Source organism: Sinomicrobium halophytocola, assembly GCF_052983395.1.
The window spans coordinates 16591-35813 of sequence record NZ_JBRKIT010000002.1 but is presented as its reverse complement, the minus strand read 5'-3'; the positions used below and the strand labels follow the sequence as shown (position 1 = coordinate 35813).

The following is a 19223-nucleotide window of genomic DNA, read 5'->3' as shown; positions in this document are numbered from 1 at the left end:
AAAAACATTACCCCAAACTCACAAAAATGCAGGGATCAAGGGAAAAAGCAGGGGTGAAAAACGGAAATTTCGAAGGGGATAACACGTTTGAGGAAATCCAGGGCAAGATAAGAATAGAGAAACAACAATTAATCAATATCCATTTCAATACCGGTGCGCCTGAGCCTTATGTAAATTTCTGCTTATCGAAAAAGTCGTGGGAAAAGAACCCGGTGAAATGATAAAAATATACGTTGAAAAATATCCTGTAAAGAAAAGTAAGAAGTAATATAAGTGGAAAATTTCCAACAGGCCCTCGTTTGAGCGCAACAAAAACGGGGGACCTGCCATAAAAAAACATTAAAGATCCCGGGGTAAAATGGGACCCCGTTACAAACGGGAACCAGATGGAGGATCATTACTTCATCATTTATGATAAAAAAGGGTTGTTTTTTGTCACCTGTTTTCGGCTTTTGGGAATATATAATATCGAACTCGTTTAAGTCATTTTGGGGTTGTAAGTGTTTTTAACTCCTTAACTTTTTGCCTTTTTACCGTACCATTAAATTATGAATCGATTAGTATTTATCCCGTTTATAGTGCTGCTTCTTTCCTGTTCAAACAACGATGATGACAGCCCTGTTGATCCCGTTGACCCGGTAGATAATAACAACTTTGTGTTTGACAGCACTTATGAGATCACGGAGGCGAAGCATTTTGCGGGGCCGGAGGGCGAAGAAGTTGAAGGAGATGGTACAGCCTTCCTGAAAAAGGAATGGAGTTTTTACAAAGATCCCGGGGTACTGGAAATCAACTTTAAGGAAGATTCCATCCAAATCCGAACGGAACCTGCGGGATACGCCTATAGATACGAGGTGGAAAAAAATGATGTATTCATATACCAGGGGGACAAGAAAATATTAATAGGACAGGTACAGAACGGTAATAAGGAATTGTACTTGTATAAAAAATACCTCGCCTATCTTATTGTTACGGATAAAGACAATAATGAAGTGGTATATGAAAAAAGTAATGATTTTGGAATAATTACCGAGGAAGATATTTTTCCTGTTATTGTGGGTTCACCTTCAGATTTAATTCAGGAAGAAGAATATATCTTCTGGGGTACAATACGTTATAAATTTATTCCGGAACAATAGTTTTCCAATGCGTGGGCTTCATCGTATCTTACCAAACAGCATTTAAAAGACAGAAGGATTAAATTATGCTTAAAAATCACCTGAACATGTGTCGGGTGATTTTTTATGTCCTATACCCCTGCTCTTCGAAGTGTTGCAAGCTCTGAATGTCTCCGGTAATTTTATTCCAAGTAATTCTTTTGTCATGAGCTAATATTGCCTTTCTTGATTACTTCTTTAAGGTAAACGATTTTGGAAGACTTTTTACTTTTTCAAAAACCAACTCGGCGGAACACCGAATCTCTTTTTAAAAGCTATCGAAAAGTGGTTGCAATACCGGTATCCCACACGACGGGCTATTTCCGAAATGTTCCAGTGGTTGGAATAATCGTCCGTTAGCAGGCGATATGCTTCTGTCATCCTGTTTTCAACAATAAACTGGTGGATGGTACAACCGAATAACTCCCTGAATCCCGCCTGCATCTTTGTGCGGTTCATAAAAGTCAAATAAGACAGTTCCTGTATGGTGTAGCTTTTTGAAGGATCTGCCGTTATTTTTTCTTTGAGAAAGTGCAGGCGTTCCACATCCTGTTTTGTGAGAACGTGCCGACGGGGCATTGTTTCCGTAGTATCTGCCTGTTGGAGCTGGAGGGCCAGCAACTCCAATAATTTTCCCTCGGTATACAATCGTTGGATGTTTCCCGTATAAGGGCAGTTACGGAGGCTGTTTATGGTATGAGAGATAAAAGGGGTGATGCTATAGCTTTTCCCTCCGAGCAATGTGGGACGGGATGAAGTGATGCCCTTCACAAAATCTGATGCCGTGACCGGACTGTGCCCGATATGCTCCAGTAACCATGCCCGGGAAAGTTCGATCTCCAGGCTCGTAGCGTTTGAACACGGAGGATCGATCAGGGTACCGTCCAATTGTGGCATATAGAACATACTAAACTCCCCCTGGGCGGTAGGCACCGTAAATTGTGTGTCATTGTGATGGTAGTATGCAGCTCCTCCCGAAAGCTCAAAATGCATCTGGATATAGGGGCCGTCCGACCGTACTGAAACCTCCTGTTGATGAGCCCAGGACTTCTTGAAGAAGTTGATATTTACGCCATCCAGATGTATACATTTTCTTTCTTCATAAAATTCTTTTCCCTTTCGATAATCCTGCGATTCCATAATTTGCCTGCCCTCAGGCACAGGGTAACCATCCGGAATCTCCATAACTCCACTAAGCTCTTTCCTTTTCTTGTTTATTACCTCAATTTTCATCGATACATAAATTCATAAGCCATTGGTTTAGCTTTGTTTATATCTTCCCGATCCCGATAATATCGGGAGGCGTCGACCATTTTCGCTAAACCTGCCTGGCCGGCAGGCAGGTGCCCATCATGGGCTTTCATCCTTAAATATTGCAAGATGCGTACATCTTGTTGCTTTTTCCGCATCCAAAGATAGGTAAATTTGCCTGCAATTTAAATTAATTCTAAATAAGTAGACGGATGAGGAAAGTTTACACCGGATATATCCTGTTCCCCTTCTTTCTTCTCTTTTTTCTGCAAAAGGGACTATGCCAATCGCAGGATAGTTATATCAAGGGTTATGTATTCCTTGAAGACGGGACAGCAGCAATGGGCGCCACTATGATAATAGACGGATCGGGGCCGGAAGCTGAGAAGAAATACGCGATTACCGACAAAAACGGACATTTTTCAATTTCCCTGCCGGGGAACACTACATATCAGCTGCAGGTAAGTTTTATTGGTAAAGCTATACAGGTGAAAACCGTTTACCTGCCTAAGGGTAAAGATGCCGAGGTCCGGTTTGTTCTGGAAGAAGACACCCAAGAACTTTCGGAAGTGACGGTAACAGGGCAAACCCAAAATCAAAAAGCCCGGAATGAAATCGTAAAAGCGGAAATCGTAGATACAAAAAAGGCCCGGGCACAATCGGTAACCCTGGTAGAGCTGATGAACAGGTCGGCCGGTATACGCGTACGACAGGCAGGCGGGCTGGGAAGCAATACCAATATCATGCTCAACGGTTTTCAGGGCAAATCCATCAAGATATTCAAAGATGGCATTCCCACAGACTATCTCGGGGCAGGTTATAATATTTCCGCCACTCCTGCAAATATGCTGGAAAGGGTAGAAATTTATAAAGGAGTGCTCCCTACCGATCTCGGAGCAGACGCTTTGGGCGGAGCCATCAATATGGTTTCCAGGATGCAGAATAGCCGGTCCGTAGCCTTATCGTATGAGATCGGATCGTTCAATACCCACCGCCTTTCCCTGAATCTGAAACATCCGAATGCTAAAAATCATACGTTCTGGGGAGTGGATGCATTCTATAATTACTCAGACAACGATTATACAGTAACGGCTAGTGTTCCTGATCCTGAAACGGCAACCGTATCTCCCCGGCGCGTTAAGCTGTTTCACAACCGGTACAGACATGCCTATACGGAAATATACGGTGGTTTGACCGATCTCTCGTGGGCAGACGAATTGCGGCTTGGCATTACAGCTTTTTCCATCCGCAGGGATAACCAGTTTGCGGCATTGATGGAAAAGCCGTTCGGTGCCTCTTTCGCACAGGAAAACGCTCCTGTTATTCCTACATTACGATACAGGAAAGGATTTGCAGACCAGAAGTTTTCTATGGACCAATTCCTGGTATACAGCAAGATAAAGGGACAGCAAACAGACACGTTGCGCGGTTCATACGATTGGTATGGTAATTTTCACCCTCCTACAGATGTAAACAGTCGGGGTGAATCGGGGCGACCGACCATGGCTGAGCTTACCTATAGCAACCTGACATCAAGAACAGGGCTGACTTATCGGATAAATCCTCACCACACCTTAGCCTTGAATATTGTTTTTAATGACTATAATCGTAAAGGTAAGGACCCCTACGGCCCCACCAGTATTGGGGAGAACCCGGTCGATTTGCAAAGCCTGCCGGCAGACTATACCAAATTTGTCGGAACGATTGGCTGGAAAGGACAGTTTGCAGACAGACGCATTGAAAACCTGTTCCAGCTTAAATATTATGGAGCAAAAACAAAAGGACAGGAAGTTGATGCCGGTACCGGGTACCTGAATGAAAAAACCAACAGTGCCAGGACCTCCAGGTTCGGGTTGGCGGAAGCGGTAAAATTGAACCTTTCCAACCGTACGTATTTCCGGCTATCAGTCGAGTTGGCTACCCGTCTTCCCGAACAGACCGAAATATTGGGAAATGGTTCGTACATATTGTCAAACTTCAACATTAAGCCGGAGCGAAGCACCAATGGTAATCTTGGGTTCCGAACCAGTCCGGACGACAGGTGGGATATAGAATTAAACAGTTTCTACCGGGTCACAAAAGATCTTATTATTTCCGTTCCGGTCAACCTGATATTTGCACAAAATGTAAACGTCGAATCGGTCAGGGGAATAGGTTTTGAAGCAGATGTACGGTTTAAGCCCTGGTCCTGGTTGACGCTCAATGGAAACAGCACCTACCAGGATTACCGCCTGTTTCGCATTCAGGCTCCGTTAATGCAATACCTGGAAGGGGCCAGGTTACGGAATACACCCTACTTCTTTTCCAATATCGGGGCGTCGTTACAGTTTGAAAAGGTGTTTTCGGCAAATGACCGGGTGCAGGCATACTACAACATGAGCTACGTGCACGAGTTCTATCTGAATTACATTCCCAGGAATGCGGAACCCGATGGTTTTCTGGGTTTATGGGGAGAAGCAAAGGTGGATGCCCCGAATATCATCCCGTCACAAACGGTTCATTCGCTGGGTTTTCTATGGAAACCCAAAAACACATTACCATTGACGGTTAATTTAGAATGCAAGAACCTGTTTGACAAGGAAGTGTATGACAACTTTAAAATCCAGAACGCAGGTCGGAGTTTTCACTTAAAATTTAATTACATACTGAAATATTAATCTTAAACATTGAAATAACAGAACATGAGAAAGCAATTCTTAAAAACAGGAGCATTTCTACTGATGGCATCCGCAATATTGGTATCATGCAGTAATGATGATGCTCCTGTAACAGATGATGATAACGGAGGTACATCAGGAAAGTATGTGCTTCTGACCGCGGAATGGCAGGTTTCGGATGGTTCCGGATATTATGCTACTTATTCAGATATGCCAACAGGTGATGTGGACAATATTGAGGGATATTCCATTCAAGCCAGGAACTTCGGCGGATTCAGGCATTACAAAAATTGGGTGTTCAGCAGGGCCAACTTAGCCGGTGAGGTCGGGATATTGCGCTATAGTGTGGCATCGAGCGGAAGACTCGAAGAAAACGGTTTTATCAAATGCGGAACTTCGGCACAACACATCGTGGTAGACGAAACAACAGGGTTCTATTTTGACGGAAATCGTGGAAAGACCAAGGTTCAGAAATTTAATCCGAGTACCATGCAACGTACCGGAGAGATCGATCTTTCTTCGGCCGTTGAGACAGGAACTGATATCAGCAACAATGTGTTTACAGGTATTCAAACCTTAGCAGCAAAAGAAGGCAAGCTGTATGTAAGTGTGACTTATTCGAGGACAAATGGTAGTGGCAATCTCGATAACACCAGAAAATACACGTTGGCCGTTGTTGATATTGCGACAGGAGTACTGGAGAAAACAATCGTGCATCCTAAAGCCAAAAATCATGGCTACGCCGTGTCTGAATATCCCGCCTGGATACAAGCAAAAGATGGCACGCTATATTTCATGACGGTAGGGTGGGATTTTGACGAATCCAATGTGATGCAACAGCAGAACTCTTTTATTTTCCGGATTAAAGCGGGAGAAACCGATTTTGACCCGAATTGGGAATTGAATACCAGTGACCTGGGATTGCCCGACGGAGCCCTCCTGTGGAGTTTCCGGGAACTCAACGGCAAATTGTATATAGATGCTTCACAAGAAGCAACATCTCCCCTATTGCCCAATTTGAATACGAATATCTATGGGTTTTATGCTGTTGATATCGAGACGAAGAACACTACGCAGATTACAGACGTACCCCTGACGGTATTCGGGCTTTCCACCGGTAATGTGGAGGTCGTGGACGATCAGGTGTTTTTGCGGGTCATTAACAGGCCAGACGGTATAAATGCATATTATAAGGTCGATTTGGAGGATAACACCGCATCACCTGCCTTTAATGTAACCAGAGGTGGCGAAGCAAGCGGTTTCATTCGGTTAGCAAATGAATAACGAATAGGTTACAAGAGAATCGCACGGGTTTTATTTGCTCCAGATAAATCTACGTGGTTCGGTATTTTAAGTAATAGCACTGATACAAATAAAAAAGGATATAATGAACATACACAAAGTAAACCTCCAATCGGAAGTCGATAAGGTTGACAAGCATTGGGTTTTAAAAGAAATTGCACAAGTAAATGACCATTTGGTCAGGATCATAAAGCTGAAAGGAGCGTTTGAAATGCACAGACATAACAATGGCGACAAGTTGTTTTATGTGGTAAACGGAACATTGTTTGTCGAATTTGCCGACGGGCATACTCAGGAGGTCAATACCGGTGAATTTGTAGTGATCCCCAAAAATGTAGCTCAGAAACCGTTTGCCGCGGAAGAAGTAAGCCTTATGTTATTTGAGCCGAAATAATTTATTACGAGGTCTGGAAAGAATGATCAAAAGATCAGGACGTACCCGAAATACCGAATACCATCAAGTGCTGATCTTATCGGTACTGATGTTTTGTTTGGTATTGGCCTCTGTTTTTTCGCTGTTTATAGGTGTAGAACCGCCGGATGTAAGAAACCTGTTTCGTCCCGACACACACGATAACGAGATCCTGCTGATCAGCCGCGTTCCGCGAACCGTAACGCTGGTGCTGACCGGGGCAGGTCTTGCTATCTGTGGGGTCATCATCCAACAACTCGCTCAAAATAAATTTATATCGCCTACTACTACCGGAACTTTGGATGCGGCAAAGTTGGGGATATTGTTTGGCCTGCTGCTCTTTTCCCAATCCGGATTACTGCCAAAACTTGTTTTTGGCGTGTTTTTTTGTTTTTCTCTAACCGCTCTTTTTACTTTTTCCATAGCTCATTTTGTGAAACGAAACACGGTACTTATACCAATTTTCGGGGTGATATACGGTTATACATTGAATGCTCTCGCCAATGTAATCGGTGTGCATTTCAACATGGTTCAGAACATGGAAAGCTGGATGATCGGGAATTTTTCCAAAACACTAAAAGGGCAATATGAAGTGATCTATATCCTGATCCCGCTATTTGTCATTTGTTATTTATATGCCAATCGCTTTACGATTGTTGGGCTTGGTAAAGATTTTACGGCCAATATGGGCGTTAACTATCCGGTAGTAATCAGCGTCGGACTGATCCTCACATCCATAATGGTGAGTACAGCCATGCTAACGGTTGGTTCCATACCGTTTATCGATTTGGTTATCCCCAACCTGGTATCTCTTATACATGGTGATAATCTGCGTCAAAACCTGCCTTATACGGCCTGTTACGGAGCGATAACGCTCGTGGTCTGTGATATCATCGGCAGGACCATTATTTTTCCTTATGAGATACCGGGCAGTATGATTGTAGGTTCATTGGGAGCCTTGGTTTTTCTGTTCATTTTAATTAAAAGAGGAAGGTGAGAAAACAGGAAATTATCATAGGTCTGACAGCCATTCTATTGATGGTGTTGTTTGTGTTCTTTGACGCTACTGTTACCGAAAGTTTCATTATAACAGGCAGACTGGAACGGTTATTTACGTTGGTACTGGTCAGCCTGACCGTGGCGTATTCCACTATTGTGTTTCAGACCATTTCGGCAAACAAGATCCTGACTCCCTCACTGATGGGGTATGAACATCTGTTTGTGTTATCACAAGTGTTGATGCTGATGACATTGGGCTCCGGAAGTGAACTGTTCCGGTCAAAAGTATGGGGCTTTGTCTTTTCGACGGTCGTTATGACAGCATACTCGTTTGTGCTGTATGTTTTTCTGTTTCGCAATCAGAAGAAGAACGTATACTATATTCTTTTGATCGGCTTGGTGCTAGGTATGTTTTTCAGTACTACAACGCAATTTCTGCAAATGGCCATCGACCCGAATGAATACGGATATGTGCAAAGTGCCATGTTCTCCTCACTTGGACGGGCGTCTGCGAATACCCTTCTTATCGCTTCGGTGGTCGTGCTGACCCTGTTGCTGTATTTAAAGCGCTATTTCAGGTACCTCGACCTTCTTAACCTCGGCCGGGAGTATACCATGGGACTTGGTGTAAACTATGATAACATGGCTAAAAAACAGCTTTTGGCTATTTCAGTATTGGTATCCGTATCTACTGCGCTGATCGGGCCGATTACTTTTGTCGGTATTTTTGTTTCCGGTATCACGTATAGATTATCCAATACGGCATCACATTCACGAACCATCGTACTGGCATTCGGAATTGCATTGGTATTGATGACCGGTGCCCAGTTCGCCATAGAGCATATCCTGAATTACAGACACAGCCTGAGCGTACTTATAAATTTACTTGGCGGGGTTTATTTTTTTGCCCTTATTATTAAACAGCTTCGGAAATAATATGATAGAAATCCATTCGATAGGTAAAAAATACGGGCGGCATCCGGTGTTGAAAGACATCAATCTTTCCGTTCCTGCAGGAAAGGTGGTTTCCCTTATCGGTCCTAATGGGGCCGGAAAATCCACGCTTTTGTCGCTCATCGCCGGCCTGGAAAAACCCGAACAGGGAAATATAAGCATTGATGGTAAGGGTTTGGGCACTTATTCGTTGAAAACACTTTCCAAAAAACTCTTGTTTCTCAAACAGCACAATGTTTTTGACCTGAAACTCAAAGTATCCGAACTGATTGCTTTCGGACGTTTTCCACACAGTCAGGGCCATTTGAATGGAGAGGATCACGAAAAGATAGAGGAAGCTATTGCTATGATGGATCTTTCGCCCATCCGGGATTCGTATATCGATGAAATAAGCGGGGGACAACGTCAACTTGTATTTTTAGCGATGATAGTGGCCCAGGATACGGAGTATATTTTATTGGACGAGCCACTCAACAACCTGGATATGAGGCATGCCGTTGATATCATGCAGGCCATAACCCGTTTGGCAAGGGAGTTAGGCAAAACGATCGTTATAGTCATTCACGACATTAACTTCGCGGCAAATTATTCAGATTATATCATCGGCCTTAAAGACGGAGAGGTCATTTGCGATGACGAAACAACGGTAATTGTGAGAGAGGATATGCTTAAAAAACTTTATGGGATTGACTTTAGAATTACGAGGGATAACGCAACGCTCCTATGCAATTATTACAAAATATAATGTATAATTTTCAAATGAACTAATATGAACATAAAACTTTTAACAACAATATTTGCCGCAATTGCAGTAACTTTTACGGCCTGTAAAAACAAAAAACGAACACAATCGGCCAAAACCATTTCAGTGACGCATGAATTGGGCACGACTCAGGTTCCTGTGCAACCTCAGAAAGTGGTGGTATTTGATGCGGGAACATTGGAAACCCTTGATGAACTGAACATCCCGGTAGCAGGTATTCCCAAAGATTACGTGGCCAAACATCTTGAAAAATATAAAAATGATACCAACGTACAGGATGCCGGATCGATCATTCAACCCAATCTGGAACTGGTTGACGACATAAAGCCGGACCTGGTTGTCATATCGGCCGTGACGTCCAGTGCATATGAGCGATTATCAAAAATCGCACCTACCGTTTATCTCGGTGTCCGGAACGACAATTACAAACAATCTGTTATCGATAATTTAAACACTATTGGTGACATCTTTCGGGTAAAAGAGAAAACCGACCAAAAAGTGGCGGAAATAGAACGTAAAATCGGGGAAGCGATAAAAACCATAACGGCAAGTCCGAAGAAAATTATGATATTAATGTACAATGCCGGAGCCTTCAGTACCTTCGGCAATAATTCCAGATATGGATTTGTGTTCACCGATCTGAAGGCTGTACCGGCCGATGACAATAAGCAAACAGGTATACATGGTACTATAGTATCAAGTGAATATATCAGCCATGTCAACCCCGATATTCTTTATATTATAGACAGAAATGAGATTATGTTAGGGCAGAAGACCAATAAAAGCGAAATAGAAAATGCCTTAATTCAAAAAACCAATGCGTTCAAAACCAACCGTATTATTCATGTAGATCCGAACGTCTGGTATCTGTCCGGAGGTGGAACATATTCCCTGAACCGGATGATAGACGATATATTAAAAGGATATGAATAATTATAATGAGATTTGATTTGAGGAAGAAGAGAATTGAAAGAAAAATCCCGTTTTTGGTGCTTTGCCCATTTTTCGGGGCTAAGCTTTTCTAACCTGCCAGCCTGCAGGCTGGTTTACAGATTAATACACTAAATTACAAATGTTTGTTCACTCCCGAAAGTACCTAAATAGCTGCATTAATATTGAATAACGACCTGGCGTTAATTAAAACGACTGAATACCATAAACTTACATATAAAATGAGATCAATTTTTACCTTGATTTTTGCATTGATTATTGTTATCCCGGGCCATTCTCAAAGCACCGGTTTATCTTTAAAGCTCTGGAAAGGAAAAGAGTATCAACAAATTTCGAGCTCTAAAGCAACTATAATTCAATAGGTTAACGAACAAAAAATGAATATGGTTGTGGCAACGACCAGTACAATGGCCTTTTTGGTCAAAGACAGTACTGAAAACGGGTATAACATTGATGCCAAATTCAAGAAAATCGATATCGCTATGCAAATGCCACAAGCGACCATAGATTTTAGTTCTGAGAAACATGACCCCGATGATATCTTTTCTACAATTTTAGGCGCAGTGACAGATAAACCTTTTGGAATTACAATGAGTAAAACGGGGAAGGTCACTGACGTTAAAAATGTTGAAACCATTTGGAGAACTGCTATGACGCCGTTTAAACAACTTCCTGAAACTGAAAAAGAGCAGATCATGAATGCATACAAAGATGATGCGCTAAAAGGAACTATTGAAATGGTTACAGCAATTTATCCGGATAAACCTGTAAACAAAAAAGATAAATGGACTATAGAAACTGAATTTAAATCTTTGATGACTGCAAAAGTAACCACGGACTATGAATTTGCCGAATTGACCCCAGATTATGCTTTAATAAAAGGGCATTCAAAAATTAAGACAACCGATAAAGATGCTTATACCGAATCATCAAACGGAATACTCACGAAATACGACTTAACAGGTTCAATGAGATCCGAAATTAAGGTGAATAAAAATACCGGTTGGATTATTGAAGCCAAAATCCATCAAGAGATAAAAGGCGATACATATATCAAGGAAAGTCCTCAAACACTAAATAGAATGAAAATACCTATGACGATGATAAATGAAATAGTGATTAAAAATTAGCACCAACACACAATAAACTCATCTTGAGTTGTTTCATTCAGAGCATGTTTAAGCTGGATTGATTGATTGTCGCGAAAAATCACTATTGTAACGGATTTTATGATTTTACAGTCCATGATTATACCTTTTGCCTTGCGGTTTTTTATCCAGGTGCCCCAGCTTTTTTATGCCGGGGTATATTGTTATGAAGCCTGTCCGGTAAAACAATCTAATACAACAACCATTAATACCGGGAAGATGATTATCACAAAGGGCTGCCCTTTAGCATCTTTGTGAGACCTGTTTCCATTTTCCCGCAAAACCGCAGAGAAATAGCTATGCTGTCTTATGATGCTGAGAAATTCCGGAAATACCATAAGGAAGGATTTCCGGAATTTAAAATGAAACACACAGTTATTCACTGACCTTTTCTTTTTTAAACTCTGTTGGGTCGTGATAACCAAAATATTCCATCTCACCACCGAAGTTGCTGATTACCTTCCGTACTTTATCCAGGGACTGAAGCCGAGTTTTATTATCTACGGCTCTAATTGTCGCTAACCGGTCAATGGGATGGTTTCTGTCTTCCAGTTCTGCTCTTAAATAGTATGCATCGCCAACATAAAAAGTCCAGCGATTATTCAATTTACAGGCCACACCACAATGTCCGGGAGTGTGCCCGAACAGTGGTATTAAATAGGCTTCAATATCCAGATCCAGTTTGCGGGCGGGTAAATCGAACCAGTTGCTATCGTCTTTTTCGTATAAGCGAATTTCCGGGTTATGTGACAGTTGGTGGTTCAGGTACCTTTCATGACCATCTTTAAAGCTGTTGTATTCTTCTTTTGAGAGGTGTAATCTGGCTTTGGGAAAGTCCGCAGCCCCGCCAACATGGTCCGGATCAAGATGCGAACAGATTATATTCGCTACTTTGTCAGGATTTAATCCTAATTGCTCTATTTGCTTAATTGCAGTAAGGCTTTCGTCAAATTGGAATCCCGTTATTTCCACCAATTCTTTCCCGAGAATTTTTTCAGGTTCTTTTGTTTCCGCCATTCCGATACCTGCATCTATAAGTGTAAGGGACTCATTACTTTCAATCAGTATGCAATGTCCGATTGCCGAGCCAAATGGCGATTCTATTTTAACGCAATTCAAATGATGTACTTTCATAGCTGTTGTTATTTTTAGCTTGTGGATAAATTTATTATGTGAATACAAATGAGGCTATCTATTCCTTGGATTTCCGGAATAATAGCATTTTTCCTTTACACATAGTATTGGATGTCCTCGCGGGGAGGGCTGATGGCTTGGACCTGCTATTGATGTATTGTTTACCATCATAAACAGATCATTGACCGGAAATCCGTTCTGAAAATTATACCGATGTGTTAAATTCCGATCCAAGGCCTTCTCAAAGCTCCTTGTGCATACTTAAAGCCAGTTGCACCAACACTTTTACTGGGATTGATCAAAAATTAACGCATCACTGACTACTATCAGGTTAGTAAAATTAAATGACCTCATGCAAAAAGAAGGCACTGCCATCTCAGGAAAGCAGTTTTGTCTTTCTTCTATTATAGATATTCCCGAAGACCGGAAACAGGTGACAAAAAATAACCTTTTTTAAGATACTTTACCCGTAACCTGCTTTCCCGGCACAGAAAGTCTTCGCGAAAGTACCCGGAATCAATCCGGAAGATCGAGTATTAAAGATTTATTCTGAAATACCCAGGACAACAATGCTCCGTAAGAAGAGGGGATATGGAGTTTTTTTCTGAGATTGGTTTTTAATTTTTCGATGTTCTTCTCACCACAGCCGAGTTCATCAGCCATCTGGCGGTTGGTCTTCCCGTCAACCAGCTTTTTTAAAACCTGTATTTCATTTCTGGTCAACCGGTCCATGGAAGTCACTGTTTTTTTTATATTTTTCCTGAAGAAATTGTTGACGTATTCTTCTCCTTTTATCAGGCAATCCATACATTCGTGCAATTCTTTCAGGGAAGTTCCCTTTGATAAAAAGGCGTCTGCTCCAACACTCATCGCCTTTTTATAATAATGCATACTATGATGCAGGGTCAGGGCTATAAACCGTGTGTCCGGGCTTCTCATTCTCGACTTCCTGATAACTTCAAACCCACTGATCCCGGACATGTTAAGATCTATGATCACAATATCCGGCCTGTGCTGCACTATTTTGATATAGGCTTCGTTACCATTACCGGCTTCTGCAACAACCACACTTCGGGGAAGGGTAGAAATAACGGTGTATAACCCTTGTCTGAATATAGATGTGCTATCCGCAATTAAAATTTCAGTCATAAGTCATTTAAATTAGCAGGCCATAACTATTGACCAACATTCTATACTATATATATTCCAAAAACCCGGAACAGGTGACAACAATTAACGTAAAAGGTTCAGAAGTTGGGAAACCGGCAACAGGCATCCCATTAAAGACTTCAGAACAGCCATTAACGTATCTCGGGTTACACCAGAAGGGGAATGGGAAAGCTGCGTAATGAGAACTGTATACCGCGTTGACCGCATACCTGTTTGCTTATGATTTCGCATATAATTGCTTAAGCAGTTCTGTAGCTAAAGGTGCATCACTTATACCGCCTATTGTCCAATAAACACCACGAAATGCGGTTTAAATCCAAACCCGGTATCACGAAAAAGGAAGACGAAAAAGCCTTTGTCCTCTATAATGATTTTATGGTACAGGCTCGGAAGGTGTCCGAAGCAGAACTCCAACGCCTAAAGCGGCTGCATTGTATAGAAACTGTTGTTTGAGCAAAGATTTTTCCGCTGAAAACTCAAGAAAAACAGATCACAAAACCGATGAACCTAAAAACAGTCGTTATGAACACCTATGAGAAAAAACTGATTGAAAGCCGGAAACATTATGTTAAAGATTATCATCCCATATTGCAACCGCCCTCCATTTTTAAAGATAAATTCCAAATCCGCTATTTCTACATTGAAGGCCATGCCGATTTGTTACTGACGGCCCGGGCTTTTATATACTTATGCCAAAAAGTCAACAACCTCGGGGAAATCCCGAGAAAATATTTTTCGACGCAAGCATCGGAGCATCTTAAATCTCACTTTATTACCGATGTGTTAAATTCTAACGACAGGTCTGCTTAGCACTATTCATAATTGATTTTCAACCACATATACCACAAAGGTTTACACAAAGTTTGCAGAGGCAAAATAAATCACTGTTCTTTAAGCTTCTTGTTACGCACGGTTTTCGACACTTTTTTATGATGTGGCGATTTGATATTCAAGGCACTTCCCCTGTTACACCAACGGGTCCACCTGTCTTCGAAGGACCGGGATGCTTTTCCGCTCTAAAGCCCGGAAAACAGCCATTTAAGAGATTGTGTATACACTGGAGGGACACCGGTAAGCGGCTAACGGGGAAGGGTAAGCCGCTTACCGGTCTGCTTATGATTTTATCCATAACTGCCTGGGCAGCAAAACAGGTTACCCCCGCGGCCTGAGAAATCCGGTTAGCAGCATATATGGTCCCGTCGTCCGCTTACCGGCTTGCTTGTAAATTCACAGGCAACTGCTTAAACGGCATACTGGCTTACATCTGCGGCTTAAGGGAATGGGTACGAAATCACAAGGGACCCGGTTTACGGCATACAGGGTTCGGTTGGCGGCTTAGCGGGTTACTTGTGAATCCGAAGGCCATTGCTTAAACAGCTTACCGGGTCAGCTTTGCAGTTTAAAGAAATGGGGGTGCGGTATAAAGGCCCCTGCCGGCCACTTATGCATTTCCGTTGACCGCTTACCGGGCTGCTTATGAATTTGTACGTCATTGCTTAAACGGCTAACCGGATTACTTATAAAATCGTACCCGGTTACTTAAACCGCATACCAGGTCAGGTTTACAGCTTCAGGGAATGCATATGTGGCAAACCCACCCCGGTTCAGTGAATACACAATCCCTTAAATGGCAGAAACAGACCCCGGATTATCCGCCCGGGAATACGGTATGCCGGTCCGTCAGCAAGGGAGGGTAAACCTTTACCGGGAGGTCACCTGTCTTCAACCTGCCGGCTCCCCGGCAGCGGAGTCATCCGCCGGGCAGTGCTGTTGCCCCCGGTGCCGGGCTTGCCAAGATGCTTACGGTGGCGGCCCGGAGGTGTTCCCGAACCTGTATTGCCGGGCCGGGGAGATTTGTCGTACCGCAAGGGGCACGTTCTGCCTGCTATTATCCCTTATCACTTCACCGCCATGGAACACGACCAGAAACCGGGTCGCTTAACCTGCGAAACATTACAGGTTTCAGACCGTTCCCTCCGGGCAAAACACCTGTAAAAAACGGTTTACAGATACGGATAACGATAAACTCAAAGAAAGTAAACACAAGCAGCTGAATATCAAAGCAGGCACGTACACAAAGCAGATTTTCCCAAATATAGGAAACTGTTTAAATTTTATACATCAGTGCCACTTCTGGAATATTAATAACAACGCTTTATTTGCAGAATACAACTATAATCGCCGGGGAAAGTATGAAATTCCAAGGTCATTCCCTCTTCCATGAGCATGAGAGGAACTTCTGTAGAAATTACAGTGGTTTTCCAGGTATCAATGCGTAATTCGCCGGCACAAATCAATTGCCGGGGCACAAGCAGATGGGACGATTGTTCAATCCCGGAGATATGTGGGCCTTAATTATATCTTTCTCCTGAATGTTCCTCATGGCGAAGGTCTTCCGGTACAGCGGGATAAAAAATTTTAAAAGCAAAAATAGAGCTCCGGTGATTATTGCGGTAAAAACAATATCTGACAATTCGTGACTCACTGCGACCTAAAAGAACATTTGAATTGGTAGACTTTAGTTGTCTTTATTGCTTAAGGATACGAATTATATTGTAGAGATATTTTCCTGAAAGAAAAAACTCAGATAATTCATTTCAGACTACCTGAGTTTTTAGCTTTTCATCAATAAGATGTACCTTTTATGTAAGGGCTCAATTCTTACTATACTTATTCTTCCAATCCAACATTCACTAAGGCTTTAGAAGAATTGAAATATAGCACTAATCGCCTGTCTGTATTGGACAAATATAAAACCTGGTAATAAGCATAGTTGAACCCTTTTATGGATCCCTCTTCGCTTTCTACCTTTTTACCCAAAAATTTTAAATCTATCAAAGTAGTGGTTCTATCGGGGCCATGCGGTATCACCCTTTTGGTTTCCACTATTTTGTCTCCTATTTTAAAGGTTTTATTCCCATCAATGCCCAATAATACCGTATTGGTGTTAATATCAAAACGTACGATTTTGTTATCAATAGTATACACTTTATTCCTATTGTATGTATATATTTTCCCTTTTCTATTGGCCATTTCAAAAATGTAGTCCTCAATGTCACTCGGTGCACCAAAAACCTGGGTTGCCCTGGATATATTATCATCAGGATAAACTTTAGTCCGGGAGCCGGCTTTCGTAAGATAAGCAGTGCTAATTTCTAACGTTTGTGCACTTACCGTTACACTAACTAATGCTAAAACTGTAAAATAAGAAAATGTCTTCATAAAAGAATATTTTTAATATTGATTTTTATAACCCGAATTCCATAATTTATTTAATAACAAGGAGAAGTTCCCTCCCCGGTTGTTTTATTAAAAGTTGTAGCTATGTAGGGGTCCGGCTCTATGGATTCGCCTTCTTCATTTCTTGCCTGTATATGTACATGAGGAACCACTCTTTTGTCTGCGGCATTTCCCGTAGTCCCTGTAGTTCCTATGACGGCCCCCTGCTCTACCTGGGTTCCGACTTTAATATCTGAATTCACGGAGTTCAAATGATTATATTTTAAATAAACAACTTTGTTATTAACAATACTTTTAACAGTTACAAAATTTCCATAACTCCTTTCAGCATATTGCCCGGCAGAAAAACTTGTCCTGGTAGATATGACAACTCCATCATACATCGAGTACAATTTGCTATTGGGTTCAGCTACAATATCCATGCCATCGTGAAATTTGGTCCCTCCGTTTCTTGTATAACCATATGTGCCGCCCTTATAATTCCCGGCACTGGACGGAGCTATACTCGGATTTCTTATGGGATCGCCTTTACAAGGCGTATCTATGCCATTGCCATCATTGCTTACGCTATTTCCGCCACCAAATAATTAAGAAATATTAATTTTTACCTCTAAGAATTGGGAGCATCTTTTCTTTCAGTAATTCCTGATATTTTTCATCTGAAATCTCTATTCCGCCTTTAGGTTTTTGAAGATCATGATTGACATCCGAATAATTAAACGTAATTGTTTTCATATAATATAGCACTTTCTCATTCGATATGCCTTCTAACACTAACCCCGGAAGACCATCTATTCCTTTAGGACCAAAGGAGACCGGAATTTCCGGTGTAAACCAGGCAATCATCTTGTTCATTTTTTTTGTAGCTTTTATAAGGTCTTCCCCCTCCACCAGGGCTTCGGCTTTATAGCACAGGTAATCTCCTATTTTTTTAGTTTCCTTGGTTATCTCCCATTGGTATTGCTCAAAAGGATAGATTACACGGAAAGTCTCCCCTAAAGACTCCCGTTGTTCGATTTTCAGCTTCTCTTTTAGGTTCTTATATTGAATTCCCCCGGCAAGAGCTGCAGCCATCGTATATCCAAAATCACAACCAAACCCTAACTTTTCTTTACGACGAAATAAACTGGATGTTTCATCAAAGAAAAGCTCACATTCTACATCTTTCAATCCGTTAACTATTTGTTCATCCATATCTTTCTCTTTCTGCGAACCGGGCCCTACTTTATTAATCAGCCTGATTCCATAGGTAACATAAGTAACATTACCATTCTTTTGAGCAAATGCATTCACCGGTAATAGGAGAAAAGCGAGTATAATAGAAAATAAATAAAGCTTCATGGTCTTAAATATAATATGCATTAATGTTATTGATGGAGATAAGGGAGAATGTGTTACACCTCTCCCTTATCTTAAGCTTTGAGTATCTTTTTTTACATATAATACTAACAATGGCGATAAGCTTCTCCAAAAGCAGCTTCTCCTGCTTCCAAAGACCCAGTCTCTTCATATACTTTTTTGGCATAACCATCGGCTATTTCCCCACAAAGCCGGTCATAATAACCACCGATAACAGTTTTTAATTGCTCCCGATGAAGTAATTCATCCTTTTGGATCCCTAAGCCTTTTAAACCTAACTTTCTCATTATTGATAAATTTTAAATTAATTTTGCCCTGAACATTTAATGACCGTCAAGGTTTCGGTCGAGCTTCGCGAAAGCATATCGTTGATGGCCCAAGGGTTTCTTTGGCCATTTTTCTTTAAACCAATACTTCTTTAAGGTCTTCTACCAGATATTCCTTTGGTAATTCATACCCATTGATAAATATTGTAGGGGTTTGGGTTATATTTTCAATATCACACCATTGTCGCATAGCTGTGATTTTTATACGCTGTTCTTCCAATTCCCCGTTCATGGGATATTTTTAGCAAACAACTCGTAATCTTTCTGTTCTGCCTTATACCAATCATCCAGGGCCCGTTGCATCACATCATTATCCCTTTTGGCATGGATAGCTAAAAAATGCTTTACTGGTTTTGTCCTTGGGTCCTTTTCATGAGTGGTTGCTGTAAAAGGTATTTGT

20 protein-coding genes are annotated in these 19223 nt (G+C 41.6%); 12 read left to right on the top strand and 8 right to left on the bottom strand.

All coding sequences use genetic code 11. The features are described from left to right. The first annotated feature begins 26 nt into the window (after positions 1-26). Positions 27-221: a hypothetical protein gene (locus ACVBDY_RS00715; RefSeq protein ID WP_123216746.1), complete on the top strand. Its 195-nt coding sequence runs from the start codon at positions 27-29 to the stop codon at positions 219-221. A gap of 327 nt (positions 222-548) precedes the next feature. Continuing rightward, a complete protein-coding gene (locus ACVBDY_RS00710; RefSeq protein WP_447173560.1) occupies positions 549-1139 on the top strand; it encodes a hypothetical protein in 591 nt (196 codons plus the stop codon). A 243-nt stretch (positions 1140-1382) separates the two neighbouring features. Here the strand turns inward: ACVBDY_RS00710 and ACVBDY_RS00705 are convergent, their stop codons facing one another. Beyond that, positions 1383-2390 carry a helix-turn-helix domain-containing protein gene (locus ACVBDY_RS00705; protein WP_447173559.1) on the bottom strand — a complete coding sequence of 336 codons (1008 nt, stop codon included), beginning with the start codon at positions 2388-2390 and terminating at the stop codon, positions 1383-1385. A 230-nt stretch (positions 2391-2620) separates the two neighbouring features. Here ACVBDY_RS00705 and ACVBDY_RS00700 point away from each other — a divergent pair, with 230 nt between their 5' ends. The 8 genes from ACVBDY_RS00700 (at position 2621) to ACVBDY_RS00665 (ending at position 11576) form a co-directional block, all read left to right on the top strand. Beyond that, entirely contained in the window at positions 2621-5065 is a 2445-nt protein-coding gene (locus ACVBDY_RS00700) for a TonB-dependent receptor (RefSeq protein ID WP_447173558.1), read from the top strand. Positions 5066-5089: 24 nt separating this feature from the next. Next, positions 5090-6349, top strand: a complete 1260-nt coding sequence (locus ACVBDY_RS00695) for a DUF4374 domain-containing protein (RefSeq protein ID WP_447173557.1) — start codon at positions 5090-5092, stop codon at positions 6347-6349. Positions 6350-6452: 103 nt separating this feature from the next. After that, positions 6453-6761, top strand: a complete 309-nt coding sequence (locus tag ACVBDY_RS00690) for a cupin domain-containing protein (RefSeq protein WP_123216741.1) — start codon at positions 6453-6455, stop codon at positions 6759-6761. A 22-nt stretch (positions 6762-6783) separates the two neighbouring features. After that, a complete protein-coding gene (locus ACVBDY_RS00685; protein ID WP_447173556.1) occupies positions 6784-7776 on the top strand; it encodes an ABC transporter permease in 993 nt (330 codons plus the stop codon). Beyond that, positions 7773-8714: an iron chelate uptake ABC transporter family permease subunit gene (locus tag ACVBDY_RS00680; RefSeq protein ID WP_447173555.1), complete on the top strand. Its 942-nt coding sequence runs from the start codon at positions 7773-7775 to the stop codon at positions 8712-8714. Before ACVBDY_RS00685 ends, ACVBDY_RS00680 begins: the two co-directional genes overlap by 4 nt. A 1-nt stretch (position 8715) precedes the next feature. Continuing rightward, entirely contained in the window at positions 8716-9477 is a 762-nt protein-coding gene (locus ACVBDY_RS00675; protein WP_447173554.1) for an iron ABC transporter ATP-binding protein, read from the top strand. A gap of 24 nt (positions 9478-9501) precedes the next feature. Further along, positions 9502-10428: a siderophore ABC transporter substrate-binding protein gene (locus tag ACVBDY_RS00670; RefSeq protein ID WP_447173553.1), complete on the top strand. Its 927-nt coding sequence runs from the start codon at positions 9502-9504 to the stop codon at positions 10426-10428. A 407-nt stretch (positions 10429-10835) separates the two neighbouring features. Further along, positions 10836-11576, top strand: a complete 741-nt coding sequence (locus ACVBDY_RS00665) for a DUF6263 family protein (RefSeq protein ID WP_447173552.1) — start codon at positions 10836-10838, stop codon at positions 11574-11576. 393 nt (positions 11577-11969) lie between these two features. On the opposite strand, the gene ACVBDY_RS00660 is transcribed toward ACVBDY_RS00665, so the two are convergent. Both ACVBDY_RS00660 and ACVBDY_RS00655 read right to left on the bottom strand, forming a co-directional pair. Then, on the bottom strand, positions 11970-12728 hold the full coding sequence (locus tag ACVBDY_RS00660; protein ID WP_447173551.1) for an MBL fold metallo-hydrolase: 759 nt from the start codon (positions 12726-12728) through the stop codon (positions 11970-11972). A 516-nt stretch (positions 12729-13244) separates the two neighbouring features. Continuing rightward, the gene (locus ACVBDY_RS00655) at positions 13245-13877 is read right to left on the bottom strand and encodes a response regulator (RefSeq protein ID WP_447173550.1); all 633 of its coding nucleotides are present in this window, start codon (positions 13875-13877) and stop codon (positions 13245-13247) included. 324 nt (positions 13878-14201) lie between these two features. Here ACVBDY_RS00655 and ACVBDY_RS00650 point away from each other — a divergent pair, with 324 nt between their 5' ends. Together ACVBDY_RS00650 and ACVBDY_RS00645 are read left to right on the top strand one after the other, a co-directional pair. After that, entirely contained in the window at positions 14202-14351 is a 150-nt protein-coding gene (locus ACVBDY_RS00650; protein WP_447173549.1) for a hypothetical protein, read from the top strand. Positions 14352-14399: 48 nt separating this feature from the next. Next, positions 14400-14708 carry a hypothetical protein gene (locus ACVBDY_RS00645; protein ID WP_148044301.1) on the top strand — a complete coding sequence of 103 codons (309 nt, stop codon included), beginning with the start codon at positions 14400-14402 and terminating at the stop codon, positions 14706-14708. 1860 nt (positions 14709-16568) lie between these two features. On the opposite strand, the gene ACVBDY_RS00640 is transcribed toward ACVBDY_RS00645, so the two are convergent. From ACVBDY_RS00640 to ACVBDY_RS00620, 5 genes are all read right to left on the bottom strand, one after another. Next, a complete protein-coding gene (locus ACVBDY_RS00640; RefSeq protein WP_447173548.1) occupies positions 16569-17120 on the bottom strand; it encodes a hypothetical protein in 552 nt (183 codons plus the stop codon). A gap of 50 nt (positions 17121-17170) precedes the next feature. After that, on the bottom strand, positions 17171-17641 hold the full coding sequence (locus tag ACVBDY_RS00635; RefSeq protein ID WP_447173615.1) for a M23 family metallopeptidase: 471 nt from the start codon (positions 17639-17641) through the stop codon (positions 17171-17173). A 94-nt stretch (positions 17642-17735) separates the two neighbouring features. Then, positions 17736-18479, bottom strand: a complete 744-nt coding sequence (locus tag ACVBDY_RS00630) for a GLPGLI family protein (protein WP_447173547.1) — start codon at positions 18477-18479, stop codon at positions 17736-17738. A 104-nt stretch (positions 18480-18583) separates the two neighbouring features. Continuing rightward, the gene (locus ACVBDY_RS00625) at positions 18584-18784 is read right to left on the bottom strand and encodes a hypothetical protein (protein ID WP_447173546.1); all 201 of its coding nucleotides are present in this window, start codon (positions 18782-18784) and stop codon (positions 18584-18586) included. A gap of 115 nt (positions 18785-18899) precedes the next feature. Next, positions 18900-19055 (bottom strand): DsbA family protein, encoded by a 156-nt coding sequence (locus tag ACVBDY_RS00620; RefSeq protein ID WP_447173545.1) that lies wholly within the window; start codon positions 19053-19055, stop codon positions 18900-18902. Positions 19056-19223 lie beyond the last annotated feature (168 nt).